Raw genomic sequence first — 17491 nt, 5'->3', positions numbered from 1 at the left:
AGCCGTGACGAGGTCCGGCGGATTCGGTTCGCTGGCCGACAATCGGCGTGCCCTGGCGGGCAAGACCGGGGACCGCGTGGCGCCCGATACTCGATCACACACCGGTCGAGGAGGAGCTAGCCATGGCCACACGCCTGTTCATCGACGGACAGTGGACCGCCGCCGGAGGCGGGTCGCTGCCGACGTACGATCCGGCCACGGGCCAGGTGATCGAGGAAGTAGGGACCGCGTCGTCCGCCGACGTGGACGCCGCCGTCGGTGCCGCCCGGAAGGCGCTGAACGACCCCGCCTGGGCGGGACTGCTGCCGGTCCAGCGGGCCGCGCTGCTGTTCGAGCTGGCGGCGCTGGTCGACGCGCACCACGAGGAGCTCGCCGCGCTCGAAACGCGGGACCAGGGCCAGCCGATCGGGATCTCCCGGCAGGTCAGCGTCACCGGCGCGGCCGAGCACCTGCGGTACTTCGCGGGCTGGGTGACCAAGATCCAGGGCACCACCAACCCGGTGTCCTTCCCGGACACGCTGCACTACACCCGCCGCGAGCCGGTCGGGGTGAACGCGCTGATCACGCCGTGGAACTTCCCGCTGATGATCCTGGTGTGGAAGCTCGCGCCCGCGCTGGCCACCGGCAACACCGTGGTGATCAAACCCAGCGAGGTCACCCCGCTGACCAGCATCCGGCTGGTCGAGCTGGTGGAAGAGGCCGGGTTCCCGCCGGGCGTGGTCAACCTGGTCACCGGTGACGGCTCGGTGGGCGCGCTCCTGAGCGGGCACGGCGACGTCGACCACCTGTCCTACACCGGGTCGACCGCGGTCGGGAAGCTGATCACGGCCGCCAGCGCGGAGTCGAACCTCAAACGGCTCACCCTCGAACTCGGCGGCAAGGCGCCCAGCATCATCGCACGCGACGCCGACATCGACGCCGCCGTCGCGGGCAACCTCGCGGGCGCGACGCTGAACAGCGGGCAGGTCTGTGCGGCGTACACCCGGTTCTTCGTGGACCGCAAGCGCGAACAGGAGTTCGTCGCCAAGCTGGCCGCGGGGCTGGAGGGTCTCAAGCTCGGACCGGGCCTGGACGAGTCCACCCAGCTCGGGCCGCTGGTGTCCGCGAAGCACCGCGAGCACGTGGACTTCCTCGTCTCGACCGGTCGCGAACAGGGCGCGGACCTCGTCACCGGCGGCCAGGCCGTCGACCGCGACGGCTACTTCTACTCGCCGACGCTGTTCGCCGGCGTCGCCGACGACATGACGATCATGCGCGAAGAGATCTTCGGCCCGGTCCTCGCCGTCACCGCCTACGACGATCAGGACGAACTGCTGGCCCGCGCCAACGACACCGAATACGGGCTCGCGGCCACCGTGTGGACGCGCGATCTCGGCGTCGCGCAGCGGTTCGCGAACGGCATCCGGGCGGGCGCGGTGTTCGTCAACATGCCGCCGATCCCGGACATGGCCGCGCCGTGGGGCGGGTACAAGGCGTCGGGCTGGGGGCGCGAGATGGGCCCGTGGGCGATCGACGCGTACACCGAGATCAAATCAGTCTGGCTGCACTACTCGTGACCGCAGGCGACGCGGTGAACTCGACCGCGAAGAGCAAGTCGCAGATCGCCTACCACTGGATCAAGGCGCGGATCGACGACGGCACCTTCTCCCCCGGCTACCGGCTGGTGTTCGGGCAGATCGCGCAGGAACTCGGGGTCAGCACCGTGCCCGTCCGGGAGGCGGTCCGGCGGCTGGAGGCCGAAGGGCTGGTCACCTACGAGCACAACATCGGCGCGCAGGTCGCGATGGTCGACGAGAGCGACTACCAGCACACGATGCAGACGCTCGCACTGGTCGAGGGCTACGCCGCCGCGCTGGCGGCGCCGTCCTTGCCCGGCGAGGTGCTCGACGAGGCCAAAGGGCTCAACGCGGAGCTGACCGCCTGCCTGGACAACTTCGAGCCGTCGCGGTTCACCGCGCTGAACCGCGACTTCCATCGCGTCCTGTTCGGCACCTGTCCCAATCCGCAGGTGCTCGACCTGGTCAACCGCGGCTGGAACCGGCTGGCGGGGCTGCGCACGTCGACGTTCAGCTTCGTCCCCGGCCGGGCGCACGAATCCGTGCAGGAGCACCAGAAGATCCTCGACCTGTTCGACCGGAACGCGCCCGCCGGGGAGATCGAACTGGCCGTGCGCGAGCACCGGTTGACCACCTTGGAGACGTTCCTGGCCTGGCGGCACCCCTAGTCCGGTCCTAGGACGGCACGGTCTCCGGCGGCGGGAACGCGTAGAAGCGCACCGAGAGTTCCTTCTCGTCCGCCGCCGGACGCCGACGGCGTTGGCAGTACCGCGCGATCAGCTCGCGGTACTCGGTGTCCAGTTCGCGGAATTCCTCTTCGGTCAGCCGCGTCGAAGTCCGCTGAGCCGTCGACCACGGGCCGAACTCGTCGCGGTGCGCCGCGGCCCAGGACAGCAGTGCGACTTCGTTCGCGTATTTCGCGTCGAGGAACGCGGTGACCCGCGCCCGGTCCGCGCCGTCGTAGTCGTCCGGACTCGGCTCACGCAGGTCCTGCGGGATCGACGTCCAGGTCCCTTGCCGGTTCCTGCGCACGAATCCGGTTTCCTGCAACGTTTTCAGGCATGCGGTGACCTCGGTCCGGTCGAGCCCCGTCCGGCGTGCGATCTCCTCGGCGCCGCCGGGAAGCTCCCGCGTCACCCGGTGGTATCGCGGGTCCTCGCGCATGGCGATGTCGCGCAGGTTCACCGTTCTCCTCGGCATCGCTCCGCTCAGCAGCCGCCGCGCGGCGAGGGCCAGCAGGACGGCGACCGGGATCTCGACGAAGACGGCGAGGGCGACGCTCGTCCACCGTTCGGCCGACGTCCAGCCGAGCATGACGTCGAACCACGCGTCGCAGCACAGCATCGCGGCCGTCGCGGACAGCAGCGGCACGGCCGCCCGGCGGCGGCGCGACCCCAGCCACGCGCCGGCCGCGAAGCAGAGCAGGAGGGCGATGTCGAAGCCGACCCAGGCCGCGCGCCACTGGCCGGTGTCGTACCGGTCGGGCAGCGTATGCGCGAGGTAGACCGTCCAGGGCACCAGCAAGACCGCCGCGCCGGCGAGCAGCGTCAGCAGTATCCGTCGGATCATGATCACGACGTTAGGGGCGGGTGGCGCTCTGGCCATCCGGGCTTTTCCCGGGTTCCGCCTCAGGGTCGTCCGACCGGAGCAACTTGGGTGAAACCTCGCGTGGCGCCGAACGGACCTGGTCAGAATCGGTCCATGCGATCGAAAACGCTCGTCCTCGCCGCGATCGTCGCCCTGTCGGCCGGACTCGCCGGACCGGCCACCGCCGTCGCCGCGGGCCCACGGCTCGAGGAGCCTCGGCCTTGCGCGCACGACGCGCGGTTCACCTGCTCGACGTTGACCGTTCCGCTCGACCATCGCGGCCGCACCCGCGGCACGCTGAAACTCCAGGTCGCCACCGCGAACAACGCGGACGCGCCCCGAGAGGTGCTGCTGTTCCTCACCGGCGGCCCGGGGCAGCCCGGCGTCCCGTTCAGCACCGGCCTTTTCGACCGGATGCCGGAAGTGTTCGCCGGTCACCGGCTGGTGATGATCGACCAGCGGGGCACCGGCGCGAACGCCATCGACTGCCCGGAACTACAGGCTCAGGTCGGCAGTTCCGACATCGAACCGCCGACCCGCGAGGCGGTCACCGCCTGTGCCGCGGCGCTCGGCGACAAGGCGCGGTTCTACGGCAGCGACTCGACGGTCGCCGACCTCGACCTGCTCCGCCGGGCACTCGGAGCGCGGAAAATGGTGGTGGACGGGGTTTCCTACGGCTCCCTAACCGCCGCGCGGTACGCCGTCGCGCATCCGGGCAACGTTTCCAAGGTGATCCTCGATTCCGTTCTCCCGCACCACGCGACGATCGACCAGTCGTTATACCTCCAGGGACTGAAGGCGACCGCGCGAGTGCTGCGCGACGCGTGCGCCAAGCCGCCCGCGTGCGGATCCGACCCGGCCGAGGACCTCGCGTGGCTGGTCCGGAACCGGGACACCGCGGCCGGTGTCGCGCTGTTCGACATGATCGTCACCTACGAGTTCGTCGACCCGACTTATCGGAACCCTTCGGCGCTGGGGACCGATCTGATCACCGCTCTGCGCGCCGCGCGCGACGGCGACACCGCGAAACTCGACTCACTACTACGGAATCTCGCGTCGGGCGGGGATCCGCTCACTTCGTACAGTTCGGGCCTGCACGCGGCCACACTGTGCACGGACATGCGTTTCCCTTGGGGCGACGCCGGAACACCGGCCTTCGCCCGCGAGCCGTTGCTGAAACTGGCCGGAAAACGCTTGAGCGCCCGGGACACGTGGCCGTTCACCGCGGCAGTCGCGACCGGGGTCGGGTTCGTCCAGACCTGCTTGCCGTGGCCTGTCGTGCCGCCGAGTTCGAATCCGGTCGGGAAGCTCCCGGACGTCCCGGTGCTGCTGCTCAACGGCGACCACGACCTGTCGACGCCGATGGAATGGGCCTACGAGGAAGCGAAGACGGCGCCGCGGGGGAAGGTCGTGATCGTCGAAGGGGCGGCGCATTCCATCCAGAACCGCGAGCCGGGTGACGCCGGGCGGAAGGCGGTGGCGGAGTTCCTCGCCGGGTGAAGCCTCGGTCTCCCGATTTCGGCCGAGCCGGTGCTTTCACGTGATCGAGTGGACGACACGTGACGCCAGGACTTGAGTCTCCCCCTACTGGAGGCTTTACCGTCACTCTCATGACGATCAAGGTCCTCGACACCTACCCCGCGATGCGCGAGATCCTGCGCGCGCCGCAGGCGGACCGCGCCGCCCTGTTCAAGGCGATGGCCGAACCCGCCGCCGGCATGTACCACTACTTCCCCGGCGACGTCGACCTCGTCGCGATGCACGCGATGAGTTCCGGGTTCCCGCTCGACCGCGACGAGGAACGCTGCCTCGAAGCGCTGGAAGCCCTGCACGAAGCCGACGCCTGGAACCGTATCCGGAGAGCGCTCGACGACGCTGTCACCGCGCAGCTCGCGGCGACACCCGGGCTCGCGGTCCCGGACATCACCGTCCTCACCGTGCTGGGTGATCCGGGCGACGGGCATTTCATGGGCCCGAACCTGGGGATGACGGCGAACGGCAGTGTGTCCGGCTACATCCACCTCAACTTCTGGCCGTATCCGGAGAACCTGGCACGTCTGGAGGCCACGGCGGTCCACGAACTGAACCACAACCTCCGCTACAGCCCCGGCGGGGTGATCTGGGATCCGGCGACGGTCACCGTCGGCGAGCAGATCGTGTCCGAAGGGCTGGCCGACGCGTTCGCCCGTCAGTTGTACGGCGACGAACTCGGCTACGCCCGCATCGGCGTGCCGCATCTGCATGACGACGCCGTGTTCGTAAAGGTCGTCTCCGGGCTGGAGATCACCGGCATGCGGAACTTCACGGCCTGGGTGCACGGCGACGAGACCGCCGCTCGCTACGGCGCCACTCCCGTCGGCTTGCCGACCGGCGCCGGGTACGCGGTCGGCAACCGCCTCGTCGACGCCTACCTGGCCGCGACGGGCCGCACCGCCGCGGAGGCCCTGCTGGCGGACCGCCGCGACGTCATCGACACCGCGCTCAGGACTCTCGGCGCCTCGACCTGATCGTGAGGGCCACCAGCGCGCCGCCGAGGAGCAGCAGGAACCCGCCGGAGACCAGCAGTCCGCGGATGTCGCTACCGGTGGAGGCCAGCGGGCCGCTGTCGGTCGGCCCGCCGCCCGGAGTGCTCGCCCCCGGCTGCCCCGGTGTCGTGTACGTGGTCACTCCAGGTCCCGGCGTGGTGCTCGAGGAACTGCTGGTGGTCGGCGAAGTGCTGCTCGACGACGCGCTGCTCGAACTGGTCGGGCTCGACGACGTGGTGGCGCTGCTGCTGGAGGTGGAACTCGACGAGGTATTGCTCGACGACGTCGGGCTGGACGAGCTGCTGCTCGACGTGGTGCTGCTGGACGTCGAACTGCTCGTCTGGCTCGACGACGTGGTCGACGTCGGAGTGGTGGACGTGGACGTGGTCGAGGTCGGCGAGCTGGAAGTCGACGTCGGCGAAGTCGAGCTGCTGCTGGTCGTGGTCGAACTGCTGCTCGTCGGCGAGCTGCTGGTCGTGGTCGGGCTCGTCGAACTGGACGACGACGAAGATGACGTGGAGGTCGAGGTCGAGCTGCTCGGTGTCGTGGTCGGCGTGCTGCCGCATTCGGGCAGGTCGCCGGTGAACGGGTAGGCGTGGAACTCCTGCCCGCCACCACCGCCTGCCTCGGAGCTGTGGACCAGCGAACCCGTGGTGAAGAAGCGGCCGTTCATGCCGGACGCGGTGACGGTCGCGGTGCTGCCCGGCTCGCCGATCAGCACGCTTCCCTGGAACTGGGCGCCACCGGCGATCTTCACCTTGGTGGCGTCCGGGAAGTTCCACAGCAGCCGTTCCCGCAGTTTGTTCAGCGGGTCCTGGTCGTTGAGGTCACCGGTGTAGGTGTTGATCGTCCGGGCTGCGCCCACCATGTTGACCAGGATCGTCGCCCCGGCCGGGATGCCTTCGAATTCGATGCCCTGCATGCCGCCAGTGGCCGACGCCAGGTCGAAGTCGACGTTGAACACCTGCAACGCGGATTTCCCGTCCCCGGTGAACAGGGTGCGGTATCCCTCGTTGCGTGCCGTGCCCGTGGCCGGGCGCGGCGTGGTGCCTTCCCTGGCGTAGCACTTGCTCGCCACCCGAAGATCCTCGCGCAGGCCCACGTAGGGTTTCGCCGCGTCGGGGTCTTTTTCGAGCGTGCCGGTCACCGTCCCGGTGACGGTTCCCGCGTGCCGGACGACGCCGCCGTCGGCGAGCAGCCGCTGGTCGGCCGCGACGCTGACGTTGCCCCCGGTGGTCAGGAAGTCCGCGCCGTCCGGCGGCGGGACCCGTGATCCGACACCGGCGATGCCGACGTTGTAGATGGCGGACGCACCCGCTCGTTTCGCCATGTCGAAATCACCGAGGACGACGACTCGGCCTTCGGCTTCCGCCGCCGCTTCGCGTACCTGGAATTCACCGCCGACATAGACGTTGATGCCGTTGTCCCGGCCGGCGTAGTCCTGATTGTTCACCGGCGGGTACTTGCCGGGACAGGCCGAACCGACGCACGGTCCCAGTCCGCCCGGCAAGGGGGCGGCGACCGCGCCATCGGTGACCACCAGGGCCGCCACGCACACCGCGGCGGCGGCACCGGCAGAAATGGACGCGAATCGCCTTGCACGCATGTGGGCGATTCTCATGCCCATCGACCGGATGAACACAATCGGAATCCGGAAATACCCCCGACCGGGTGGTTTCAGGTCCAGCTCCACCGAATTCCGTATTGCCCGGGAAGCGGGTCGAGGGTGATGAACTGAAAAGTGGAGTTTCCCTGGTCGAAGGTCGTCTCTCCGCGTTCTTCCAGCGGTGCGGCGCAGCGCGGCTGGAAGAACGCGACGCATCGCCGGGGCAGGCGGTCCGGTTCGAACTCGATGCTCAACGCGAGATCTCTCGCGGGCCGGAAGATGGCCATCTGAGTGTGCATCCCGGTCTGTCCCGGCGGGAACCGGACGCCGAACGCCACGAAAGCCAGCTCTCCCGCGGACAGGGTCCGATCCAACATGAATTCGAAGGCGCAGGTGGACGACGGGACGTCCGCGCGGAACCGCGAAGGGCTGCAGCCCTCGGTGAACAGCACCACCGGTTCCCTGGTGAGACTGGAGCAACGGATCACGAACAGGAACCGGTGAGTGCCGTCGTGATCGGCGCGGATCAGCCGCCGGACCCGCATCGACTCTTCGTGACCGCCGCCGTCGACCCGGAACGACACGTACTGCGAGATCCGGTGTGGAGTGTCGAGATCCTCCGGCGTCGCATCCACTTTGGCCAACGCGCGCGCGAACGTCTCCGGATGGCGCCACACCTGGTCGTAGGCCACTGATCGGTGGTTCACCTTGCCGCGTGGCCGCCGCGGTCCCAGCAGGCCGGTGAACGTTTCGGGCCGCTGACCGAGAATGGCTTCCAGCGCGGTGACGGCGGCGAGCGAACTGGCCCGCTCGGGCCGGTTCTCCCCGTTCTGCCAGTAACTGAGCGCGCTGATGCTGACCGGCGTCTCCCTGGCGCGCAGACGACGGCTGATCTCGTTGAGACTCAGCCCGCTGCGCTCGATCGCGGCGCGCAGAGCGGCTCCGAATTCCGCCGGAACGGTGCTCGTCATGAAGGCGTAGCGTACCGCCCGAAACGCCCGACTTTCGTCGGGTGAACCCTGGTCCGTTCAGAGTTGTCCAGCGTCCCGAACGGCTTTTCGTTGACGACGGCCCGGCCGTGATTAGGGTCGGAGGAATCCCGGGATTCCCTGCATATTCCCGAATTGATCGTCCTCCCTTCATAGCCGGAAGAGGATTCCCATGTGCTCAGCGACAAGACAGCGACGATGGCGCCACCGGACGCTCGCCGTCGCGACCTCCGCTCTGGCGGCCGGGGCCTTCCTGGTCGCCGCCCAGCCACAGCCGGGCGAAGCCGCACCGCCCGCCGTTCCCGAAGTGGCCGATCAGGTTCCGCAACTGGTCGAGTCCGGTGTCACCGGCGGTCCCGTGTCGGTGTCCGCTCAGGCCGCCTCGCCCCGTTCCGTCTGCGCTGCCGGCGCACAGTGGTTGCGCGTCCGGTTCACCGAGCTTTCCTTGCGCGGCAACGACTCCGTGACGCTGACCGGCAGCCGGGCCGGTTCGTTCACCCTCACCGCCCAGCACTGGCCGGGCAAGGCCTTCCACACCCGGGCCTTCGAGGGCGACTGCGTGCGGGTCTCGGCAGCGCTGTCCGACCCCGCCAGCCGGTTCGCCATCGACTCCTATCAGTCGGGTGCCCGTCCGCTCTCCGAGGCGACCACGACCGTCGCCGCCGTCGGCGACGTCTGCGGGTCTTCGTGCAACCAGACCGCCCCGCTGATCAAGAACATGAACCCGCAGGCGCTGATCCTCGCCGGGGACAACGCCTACGACTCGGGCTCGCTGTCCGAATACAAGAGCAAGTTCGACCCGTACTACGGCCAGTTCAGGTCCATCACCTACCCGACACCCGGGAACCACGAGTACAAGACCTCCGGCGCCTCGGGCTACTTCGACTACTTCGGCACGCGGGCCGGTGAACGCGGCAAGGGCTACTACAGCTTCGACGTCGGCGACTGGCATTTCGTTGCGCTCAATTCGAACATCACCCACAGCAGCGGTTCGGCGCAGGTGACCTGGCTCAAGAACGACCTCGCGGCGAGCACCAAACCGTGCACGGCCGCGTACTTCCACCACCCGCGGTTCAGCCGCGGAACCCACGGCGACGACACGTCGGTGAACCCGTTCTTCCAGACGCTGTACGACGCGAAAGCGGACCTGATCGTCGTCGGGCACGATCACAACTACCAGCGGTTCGCGCCGTCGCGGCCCGACGGGAAGCGCGACGACGTCAACGGCGTCCGCCAGCTGCTGATCGGCACCGGCGGCCGGGGTTACTACAACTTCGACCAGTCGTCGGCCGCCGTACAGGAAGTGGGCAACACCAACACCTTCGGCGTGAGCAGGCTGACCTTGACCGCGTCCGACTACCGCAGCGACTTCGTGCCGGTGTCGGGCCGGACCTTCACCGACACGACGACCGGCAAATGCAAGAAGGGCGTCTCCTCCCCCGCGTTCTCCGTCGGCACCAGCCCGTCGTCGGTTTCGGTGAAGCCGGGCGGGACGGCGTCGGTTTCGGTGAGCGTCGGCAGCACCGGCGGCTTCTCTTCGGCCACCGCCCTGTCGGTCTCGGAGCTGCCCTCGGGAGTCACCGGCACGATCTCGCCGTCGTCGGTCACCCCGCCCGCCAACGGCACCGCGACCGCGACGCTGACCTTGACCGCGTCGGACTCGGCGAGCGGATCGGCGACCGCCACGGTCACCGGGTCCTCCGGTTCAGTCAGCCAGACCGCGAAGGTGGCCGTCAGCGTGGGCTCGGGCGGCGGTGAGGCGTTCGCCGACGACTTCGAGACCGACAAGGGCTGGCAGGTCAACGCGGCCGCGACGGACACCGCCACGTCGGGCAAATGGGAACGCGGCGATCCCGAGCAGACGACGTCGACCTACAGCAACCAGATCAAGCAACGCGGTGACACGCCCAGTGGCGCGAACTGCCTGGTCACCGGGCGGCTGGCCGGATCCGAGTACGGCGCCGACGACCTCGACGGCGGGGTGTCGTCGATGACCTCACCGGCGTTCACCGTGCCCGCGGGCGGGAAGCTGACGTTCTCCTACACCTTCGCGCACGGCGACAACGCGACCTCCGCCGACTACCTGCGGCTCCGCGTGCTCGACGGCACCACGGCGACGACGGTGTTCGAGAAACTCGGCGCCGCGACCGAGGTCGCCGGGGCCTGGCAGAGCGGCACGGCCGACCTGGCGTCGTTCGCCGGGCGGAGCGTGCGACTGGTGGTCGAGGCCGCCGACGCGAGCACCGTGTCGCTGTGGGAGTCCGCGGTCGACGACGTCCGCGTCACCGCCTAGCGAGGGAAGGCCGGACATGTACCTCTCCAGTGTTCGCTCCACTGACCCCGCCCGGCCCGCCGGGCGCGCGAAGCACGCCGTACCCGCCACCGTGCTCGGCCTGGGCGTGGTCAGCCTGATCACGGACATGTCCGCCGAAATGGTCACAGCCGTCCTCCCGATGTACCTCGTCTACGGGCTCGGCGTCGGCTACCTGCAGCTGGGCGCGATCGACGGGCTCTACACGGGTGCGACGGCGTTGTTGCGGCTGGCGGGCGGCTGGTTCGCCGACCGCCTCGGCCGTCCGAAGGCCGTGGCCCTGGTGGGCTACGGCCTTTCGGCGGCGACCAAACTCGCCTTCCCCGCCGCCGGTTCCTCGCTCGGCGCGATCGGCCTGGTGATCGGCGCCGATCGCGCGGGCAAGGGCATCCGTACCGCGCCCCGGGACGCGATGATCACCCTCGCCACCCCTGCCGACGGCCTGGGCCGCGCGTTCGGTGTCCATCGCGCGATGGACACCGCCGGCGCGCTGCTCGGGCCGATCATCGCCTTCGGGCTGCTGACCGTCCTCGTCGGCGACTATCCGGCGGTGTTCGGGGTGAGCTTCTGCCTCGCCGTGATCGCGGTGATCGTGCTGGCGATGTTCGTCCGGGCCCCCGCCGGGACGGCGGAGCGGTCGCGGGTGCGGCTGCCGGAAGGTCTCGCCCTGCTGCGTCAGCCCGGCCTGCGCGGCACGTGCCTGGCGGCCGCGTCGCTCGGCGTCTGCACGGTCGGCGACATGTTCCTGTTCGTGGGCGTCCAGCAGTCCGCCGGGCTGCCGCCGTCGGCGCTCCCCCTGCTACCGCTGGCGACGGCGCTCGCGTTTATGGCTCTGGCGTCGCCGATCGGACGGCTCGCCGATCGGGCCGGACGGTGGAAGGTGTTCCTCGGCGGCCACGTCGTGCTGCTCGCCGCGTACGTCGTCTTGGCCGCTTCCGCGAGCGGATGGCTCGTCGCGGCGGTCGTCCTGACCGCACACGGCGTGTTCTACGCGTGCACGGACGGCGTGCTGATGGCACACGCGTCGCCGCTGGTACCGGAGTCGTTGCGGGCCACCGGTCTGGCTTTCGTCCAAACAGGACAGTCACTCGCCAGGGCGGCGGGCGCGGTCCTGTTCGGCGCGCTCGCGGCGGGGACTGCGCTGCGGCCCGCGTTCGCGGTCTTCGCCGTGGTGTTGCTGGTGTCGGTCCTGGCCGGAACGAGGGTGAAATGAAACGGACATGGGCGGGAATCGCCGCCGTGGTGCTCACCGTGGCGGCCGGGGCGGTCTTCGTCGGGCTCCGCTCCGGCGACGCGGTCGCGGAACAGCAGCTGGACCTGGCCCACGGCGGGATGATCTCCGTGGACGAGTCGGGCCGGGTGCGGCAGGACGACCGCGTCGGGCCGTCCTGTCAGCGCGTCGACGTCGCCGCGGGGACGCTGGCGTGCCTGCGCGCGACGGCGATCCCCGACCAGGCCGAGCTGGTCGTCACGAAACCGGGGGCCGAACCGCGGCGGATCTCCGAATGGGGGACGCCGTCGCGGGTCCGGGTGTCGCCGTCCGGACGGCTGGTGGGCTGGACGGTGTTCCGGGCCGGCGACTCCTACCTGGGCGGGGCGGGCACGTTCTCCACGACCGCCGGGATCTTCGACCTGGCCACCGGAAACCACTACGGCTCCCTGGAGGACTTCGCGCTCGTCGTGGACGGGAAACCGTACGAGGGACAGGATCTGAACTACTGGGGCGTGACCTTCGCCCGCGACGATCGGACGTTCTACGCCACCGCCAGATCGGCGGGCGGCACCTGGCTGGTACGGGGCGATCTCGGAAGCCGGACGCTGACCTCGCTGCGGCGTAACGTCGAATGCCCGTCGCTCTCGCCGGACGGCACCCGCGTCGCCTACAAGTTCCGGGACGGCGACCGCTGGCGGCTACACGTGCTGTCCCTCGTGGACGGCCGCGACGTCCCGCTCGCCGACCCGGCGCATCTGGACGACCAGCCACAGTGGCTGGACGACCGGACCGTCGCCTACGGCCGGGACAAGGCGATCCACGCGGTGCCCGCCGACGGGACCGGCGCGCCCGTCCTCGTCCGCCCGGCCGCCTCCTCCCCCGCGGTGGTGCGGTGACCGTTCGCCTGCTTGACTGCTGCCCGTGCCGTCCGATCGTGAGAACTCCGTCCAAGCGGAGTTCTTGACGGTCGTCGGCCGGTTCGCCGGCCCCGCACGGGGTGCCGGGCTGGTGGTGATCAGCGTTTTCGGGGTGCTCGCGACGCCGACCGGCGCACTCCCGCTGGCCTTCGGCCTGCTCACGCTGGCGCTGGCCACCGCGGTCGCCGAACTCCTGGCGGGGAAGACCGGCCGGGGCAGGCCGGTGGCCTTCGCGCTGACGCTGACGCGCGCGGGGGCGATCTGCGGCACCCAGTTCCTGACCGCGCCCGAAGCGGGCGAACTGAACCAGTGGGCGCTGAACGTCCTCACCATCACCGCGATCACCCTCCAATGGGAGTGGCCGCCGAAGATCACCGTACCCGCCGTCGCCTGCCTGCTGGCGATCGAGGTGGTGCCGCTCGGGTTCGAGGACGGCTTCTCGGTGGTGTTGCGGGTGCTGCTCGAAGCCACCCTCGCGCGGGGAGCGTTCCTTCTGCTGTCCCGGACGACGCGCCGGATCGACTCTCTCCGCGAGCGCCGTGCCCGGCTGGCGCGGGAGGAATCCCTTGCCGTGGAACGACGACGCCAGGAACGGGAGTATCTGGCCGTCCTGCACGACACGGCGGCGGCCACCCTCCTCACGGTGGCCCAGCGCGGGGAAACGACGGACCCGGCCGAGGTCGCCGGATACGCCCGCCGCGATCTCGCGATCCTCACCGGCGAATCCGGTCCCGGCAGCGTGGTCGACCTCGAAACCTCGTTGCGCGGCGTCCTCGCGCAGAGCCCGGTGAAGGTCGAGACGCGGTGGTCGCCGATCGCGCCGATCCCGGCGTCGGCGGCCCTGGCGCTCGTCCGGGCCGTCCGGGAGGCGCTGGCGAACGTCGACAGGCACGCCGGGGTCGGCGAGGCCCGGCTGACGGTGAAGGACGGCGTCCGCGTGACCGTCCGGGACGAGGGACGCGGTTTCGACCCGGCGGCGACCCCGGCGCAGCGGCGGGGTGTCCGCGGCTCGCTCGTCGAACGCATGGCCGCGGCGGGCGGCCGGGCCGAGGTGACCTCCGCGCCGGGCGCGGGGACCACGGTGGATCTGGTGTGGCCCCATGAATGAGACAGCTGACCGCGTACTCGGCGGCTGCCGGATCGCGGTCCTCCTCGCGACGGCGGTGGTCCAGGTCGGGCTCAGCCTGGTCCGGCTGGACGACACCGCGAGCCGGATCGCGTTCGCCGCGCTCGCGGTGGTGCTCGTCGTGGCGGCGTGGTGGGTGCTGCGCTGGAAGCCGGTCCCCTGGCCGGTCGCACTCCCGGGAGCGGTGGTCGTCCTCGCCGCGGCGGCGACCGCGACCTGGGCGATGCCCCCGGATCAGCTGTTCGGCGACGGGGACTGGGCGTCCGGCCTCGCAGGCTGGCATATGCTGGTACTGCTGCTGGACCGGCCCGTGCTCGCGATGGCCGCGCTCGTCTTCCACATGACGCTCACCTTCCTCCGGCAGATCGGTTCCGCCCCCACCGATCGCGGCGAGATCGGCAGCGCGGTGATCGTCGGGCTCAGCGTGCTCGCCTTCCAGGCCGCGACGCTGACGCTGATCAGGGTCGTCAACCGGAGGGCGGGCGAAGCCGCGGAAGCCTCGGCCGAACGGGACCGGCAAGCGCACAGCAAGGCGCTCGCCGAACAGCGGGAAGCCGACCAGCGGAGCCGGTTCGCGGGTCAGCTCGGCGCCACCCTGCCGTTGCTCGCCGGTCTGGCCGACCGCACCCTGGACCCGCGTGACGAAGAGGTCCGGCGACGATGCGCGCTCGCCGCGACGCAGCTACGACGGCTGTTCGCGGAAAACGACGACGTCCCGGATCCGTTGGTGCACGAGGTTTCGGCCTGCGTCGATCTCGCCGAGCGGCGGGGCCTGACGGTGACACTGGCGGTCAGCGGCGAAGCGGCGCCCGTGCCGACCGCGGTCCGCCGCGAACTGACCGGCCCGCTGATGACCGCGCTGGTCGCCGCCCGGTCCCAGGCCAGGGTCAGCGTCCTGCGGACCGGTGACGAGATCCGCGTCGCGGCGATCACCGACGGTGAACCCGGCGCCGCACCGAACGGATCCGGCGCCGTCGACGTCGAATGGCACGCACTCGGAGAACGATCGTGGATGGAGGCGAAATGGCGTTCGCGACCAAACTGACCGCGGTGGTCGTCGACGATCATCCGGCCGTACGGGCCGGGGTCGTGCACTGGCTGTCCTCGGGCACCCCGCCGGTCACCGTCGTGGCCGAGGGCGAGGACGTCCGGGCAGCTTGGATCGGCGAGGGCGCGCGCGCCGACGTCGTCATCCTCGACCTGCACCTCAACAGCACCACCCCGGCGATGGGCGATCTGCGCAGGCTCACCGAGGCGGGCCGCCGCGTCGTCGTCTACTCGATGCGGGCCGACGACGAGACCGTCCTGCAGTGCCTCGAACTCGGCGCGCTCAGCTATCTCACCAAGGCCGAGGGCGCGGAACACCTCCTCGAAGCCGTGCGCGCGGCGGCGGCCGACCGGTCGTACACGCCGCCGTCGCTGGCCGGCGCGCTCGCCGGGGACCGCTCGGAGCGGCGTCCCGCCCTCTCCGCGCGGGAGACCGAGGTGCTCATCGAGTGGTTCCAGTCCGAGTCGAAGGATTTCGTCGCGCACCGGCTGGGGATCTCGCCGAACACGGTCAACTCCCATCTGGAGCGGATCCGGGTCAAGTACGCCCAGATCGGCCGCGAGGCGCCCACCAAGGCGGCGCTCGTCGCGCGGGCGATCCAGGACGGGCTGATCGGCGTGAGCGATTTGTGATCGTTTGTGGTGTGAACGGGCCACAGCGTCGCCCCTCTTCGGTGATTACCCTGCGTAGCGCGCGCCGGAGCCGATCCGGCGGGGAGTCCGAGGAGATCGATGAAGTCCGCCCGTACCGCCCTGATCGCCACCGGCTGCGCCGCCGCGCTGCTGCTTTCCGCGTGTGGAGGAGAGGGCGGGAAGACCGTCAACGCCGATGGCACCATGGCGCCCGGCAGTGAGCTCAAGGTCGGCGAACGCGCCGTCGTCCCGTTCGAGTACGCCGAGAAGTCCGGCACCATCGCGATCACCGTCAAGTCGATCGACATCGGGCCGAAGGAGAACCTCGCCAAGTTCAAGGACAAGGGCGAAGGCACGCTTCCGGTGTACGTCCGGATGGTGATCGAGAACGTCGGCGGCACGGATCTCTCCGGTGCCGACGTGTCCCTGCGCGCGGTCGACGCGGACGGCAAGGGCACCAAGGTGATCATGGCCAGTGGCACCCCCGCCTGCAAAGGTGAGGCGCCCGAGAACTTCGCCGCCAAGGGCGCGACCTTCGAGACCTGCGACACCCAGGGCGTCAAGGACGGCGGCGAGGTCGGCGGCGTGACCTTCAACGACGGCGCCGGCTACAAGGACAAGCCGATCATCTGGAAGAAGTGACCACGGCTGGGCCGATCGGCGCAATCGATTCGTGATCGTTTGTGGTGCGAACGGGCCACACCGCTGTACTCCGGTATCGACTACGGTGCGTGGCGAGCACGCCGGAGCCGATTCGGCGAGAAGTCCGAGGAGATCCATGAAGTCCCACCGCATCGCCCTGATCGCCACCGGCTGCGCCGCCGCGCTGCTGCTTTCCGCCTGCGGCGGCAAAGAGGAGACGGGCAGCGCGGCTCCCGCTCCTTCGGCCGCCCCGACGTCGTCCGCGGCCCCCGAGTCCTCGCCCGCGACCAGCGGCACCGTCCCGGTCTCGAACGCCGACGCCACCGCGCCGGGCAGCGAACTGAAGGTCGGCGACCGCGCCGTCGTCCCGTTCAAGTACGGCAACGACAAGAGCGGCACCATCGCGATCACCGTCAAGTCGATCGAACTGGGCGCGAAGGAAGACCTCGCCGCCTACGGTGACAAGGCCAAGGGCATGACGCCGGTGTACCTCCGGATCTCGGTGGAGAACGTCGGCGGCACGGACCTCACCTACAGCTCGGTGCGGCTGCGCGCGGTGGGCGCGGACGGCAAGAGCACCGGCGTGATCATCACCGGCGAGACCCCGAAGTGCCAGTCCGAGACGGCGAAGAAGGACTTCAAGACCGTCGGCGCGACGTTCGAGACCTGCGTGCTCCAGGCCGTCAAGGACGGCGACGAGGTCGGCGGCGCGACCTACGGCGACGGTGACGGCTACAAGGACAAGCCGGTCGTCTGGAAGAAGTAAGTCTCCGCTTCGCTTCGAGTACATGATGGCCCCCTTCCTTGCGCCTAGGTACAGGAAGGGGGCCTTCATGTACTCGGTCGCGCTGCGGGGACGGGAGCGGGTAAGTACCGTTGACCGGGTGGTTCACGTGCACCGGACGATCACCGTCCGTACCCCCGCCCAGACCGTCGTCGACTATCTGAAGGACTTCGCGCACGCGGAGGCGTGGGACCCCGGCACCGTGTCATGCACCCGGACCGGCACCGGCCCGATCGCCGTCGGGAGCCAGTGGCACAACGTGTCCGAGTTCCGCGGCAAGAAGACCGAGCTCACCTATCGCCTCGACCGGCTGGAACCGGGGCGGATCGTGTTCGTCGGCGACAACAAGACCGCCACGTCCACCGACGATCTGACGGTGTCCGAAGAGGACGGCACGACGACCGTCAGCTATCACGCCACCATCGAGTTCCACGGGCTGGCGAAACTCGCGGATCCCTTCCTGAAGCGGCAGTTCGAGAAGATGGGCGACGAGCTGGTGCCGACGATGAAGTCGGTCCTGGAAGCGCTTGAGGTCTCGTGACGCGACACCGCACT

The 17491-nt window shown here is 69.9% G+C and carries 16 protein-coding genes; 13 read left to right on the top strand and 3 right to left on the bottom strand.

The window, feature by feature from the left end; translation table 11 throughout:
- Positions 1-122 precede the first annotated feature (122 nt).
- Together IE302_RS01945 and IE302_RS01940 are read left to right on the top strand one after the other, a co-directional pair.
- A complete protein-coding gene (locus tag IE302_RS01945; RefSeq protein ID WP_191251122.1) occupies positions 123-1556 on the top strand; it encodes an aldehyde dehydrogenase family protein in 1434 nt (477 codons plus the stop codon).
- Positions 1553-2224 carry a GntR family transcriptional regulator gene (locus tag IE302_RS01940; protein ID WP_191251120.1) on the top strand — a complete coding sequence of 224 codons (672 nt, stop codon included), beginning with the start codon at positions 1553-1555 and terminating at the stop codon, positions 2222-2224. The genes IE302_RS01945 and IE302_RS01940 overlap by 4 nt, the downstream gene beginning before the upstream one ends.
- Before the next feature lie 7 nt (positions 2225-2231).
- Here the strand turns inward: IE302_RS01940 and IE302_RS01935 are convergent, their stop codons facing one another.
- Positions 2232-3125, bottom strand: a complete 894-nt coding sequence (locus IE302_RS01935) for a helix-turn-helix domain-containing protein (RefSeq protein WP_191251118.1) — start codon at positions 3123-3125, stop codon at positions 2232-2234.
- A 132-nt stretch (positions 3126-3257) separates the two neighbouring features.
- On the opposite strand from IE302_RS01935, the gene IE302_RS01930 reads away from it, so the two are divergent.
- Together IE302_RS01930 and IE302_RS01925 are read left to right on the top strand one after the other, a co-directional pair.
- Positions 3258-4643, top strand: a complete 1386-nt coding sequence (locus IE302_RS01930; protein WP_191251116.1) for an alpha/beta fold hydrolase — start codon at positions 3258-3260, stop codon at positions 4641-4643.
- A 110-nt stretch (positions 4644-4753) separates the two neighbouring features.
- Complete coding sequence (locus tag IE302_RS01925; RefSeq protein ID WP_191251114.1) at positions 4754-5650, top strand: DUF2268 domain-containing putative Zn-dependent protease; 897 nt, start codon at positions 4754-4756, stop codon at positions 5648-5650.
- Here IE302_RS01925 and IE302_RS01920 read toward each other — a convergent pair.
- Both IE302_RS01920 and IE302_RS01915 read right to left on the bottom strand, forming a co-directional pair.
- Complete coding sequence (locus IE302_RS01920) at positions 5625-7274, bottom strand: choice-of-anchor A family protein (RefSeq protein WP_191251111.1); 1650 nt, start codon at positions 7272-7274, stop codon at positions 5625-5627. The two genes, IE302_RS01925 and IE302_RS01920, sit on opposite strands and share 26 nt — an antisense overlap.
- A 71-nt stretch (positions 7275-7345) precedes the next feature.
- On the bottom strand, positions 7346-8245 hold the full coding sequence (locus IE302_RS01915; protein ID WP_191251109.1) for a helix-turn-helix domain-containing protein: 900 nt from the start codon (positions 8243-8245) through the stop codon (positions 7346-7348).
- A gap of 190 nt (positions 8246-8435) precedes the next feature.
- Between IE302_RS01915 and IE302_RS01910 the strand changes: the two genes are divergently transcribed.
- The 9 genes from IE302_RS01910 to IE302_RS01870 all read left to right on the top strand — a co-directional run bounded on the left by IE302_RS01910 (position 8436) and on the right by IE302_RS01870 (position 17477).
- A complete protein-coding gene (locus IE302_RS01910; protein ID WP_191251107.1) occupies positions 8436-10556 on the top strand; it encodes a metallophosphoesterase in 2121 nt (706 codons plus the stop codon).
- Between the two features lie 16 nt (positions 10557-10572).
- Positions 10573-11787, top strand: a complete 1215-nt coding sequence (locus IE302_RS01905; RefSeq protein ID WP_191251105.1) for an MFS transporter — start codon at positions 10573-10575, stop codon at positions 11785-11787.
- Entirely contained in the window at positions 11784-12683 is a 900-nt protein-coding gene (locus IE302_RS01900; protein ID WP_191251103.1) for a TolB family protein, read from the top strand. Before IE302_RS01905 ends, IE302_RS01900 begins: the two co-directional genes overlap by 4 nt.
- Positions 12684-12708: 25 nt before the next feature.
- Complete coding sequence (locus IE302_RS01895; RefSeq protein ID WP_191251101.1) at positions 12709-13812, top strand: sensor histidine kinase; 1104 nt, start codon at positions 12709-12711, stop codon at positions 13810-13812.
- Positions 13805-14875 (top strand): histidine kinase, encoded by a 1071-nt coding sequence (locus tag IE302_RS01890; protein WP_191251099.1) that lies wholly within the window; start codon positions 13805-13807, stop codon positions 14873-14875. The genes IE302_RS01895 and IE302_RS01890 overlap by 8 nt, the downstream gene beginning before the upstream one ends.
- Positions 14854-15510, top strand: a complete 657-nt coding sequence (locus IE302_RS01885) for a response regulator transcription factor (protein ID WP_191251097.1) — start codon at positions 14854-14856, stop codon at positions 15508-15510. The genes IE302_RS01890 and IE302_RS01885 overlap by 22 nt, the downstream gene beginning before the upstream one ends.
- Positions 15511-15609: 99 nt before the next feature.
- Positions 15610-16152, top strand: a complete 543-nt coding sequence (locus IE302_RS01880; protein WP_191251095.1) for a hypothetical protein — start codon at positions 15610-15612, stop codon at positions 16150-16152.
- A gap of 136 nt (positions 16153-16288) precedes the next feature.
- Positions 16289-16918, top strand: coding sequence for a hypothetical protein (locus tag IE302_RS01875; RefSeq protein WP_191251093.1), 630 nt, complete (start codon positions 16289-16291; stop codon positions 16916-16918).
- A gap of 118 nt (positions 16919-17036) precedes the next feature.
- On the top strand, positions 17037-17477 hold the full coding sequence (locus IE302_RS01870) for an SRPBCC family protein (protein WP_191251092.1): 441 nt from the start codon (positions 17037-17039) through the stop codon (positions 17475-17477).
- The last annotated feature ends 14 nt before the right edge of the window (positions 17478-17491 follow it).

It is taken from the genome of Amycolatopsis oliviviridis (assembly GCF_014654365.1).
In the GTDB taxonomy this organism is placed as follows: domain Bacteria; phylum Actinomycetota; class Actinomycetes; order Mycobacteriales; family Pseudonocardiaceae; genus Amycolatopsis; species Amycolatopsis oliviviridis.
This window is presented reverse-complemented; position numbering and strand designations above follow the sequence as displayed.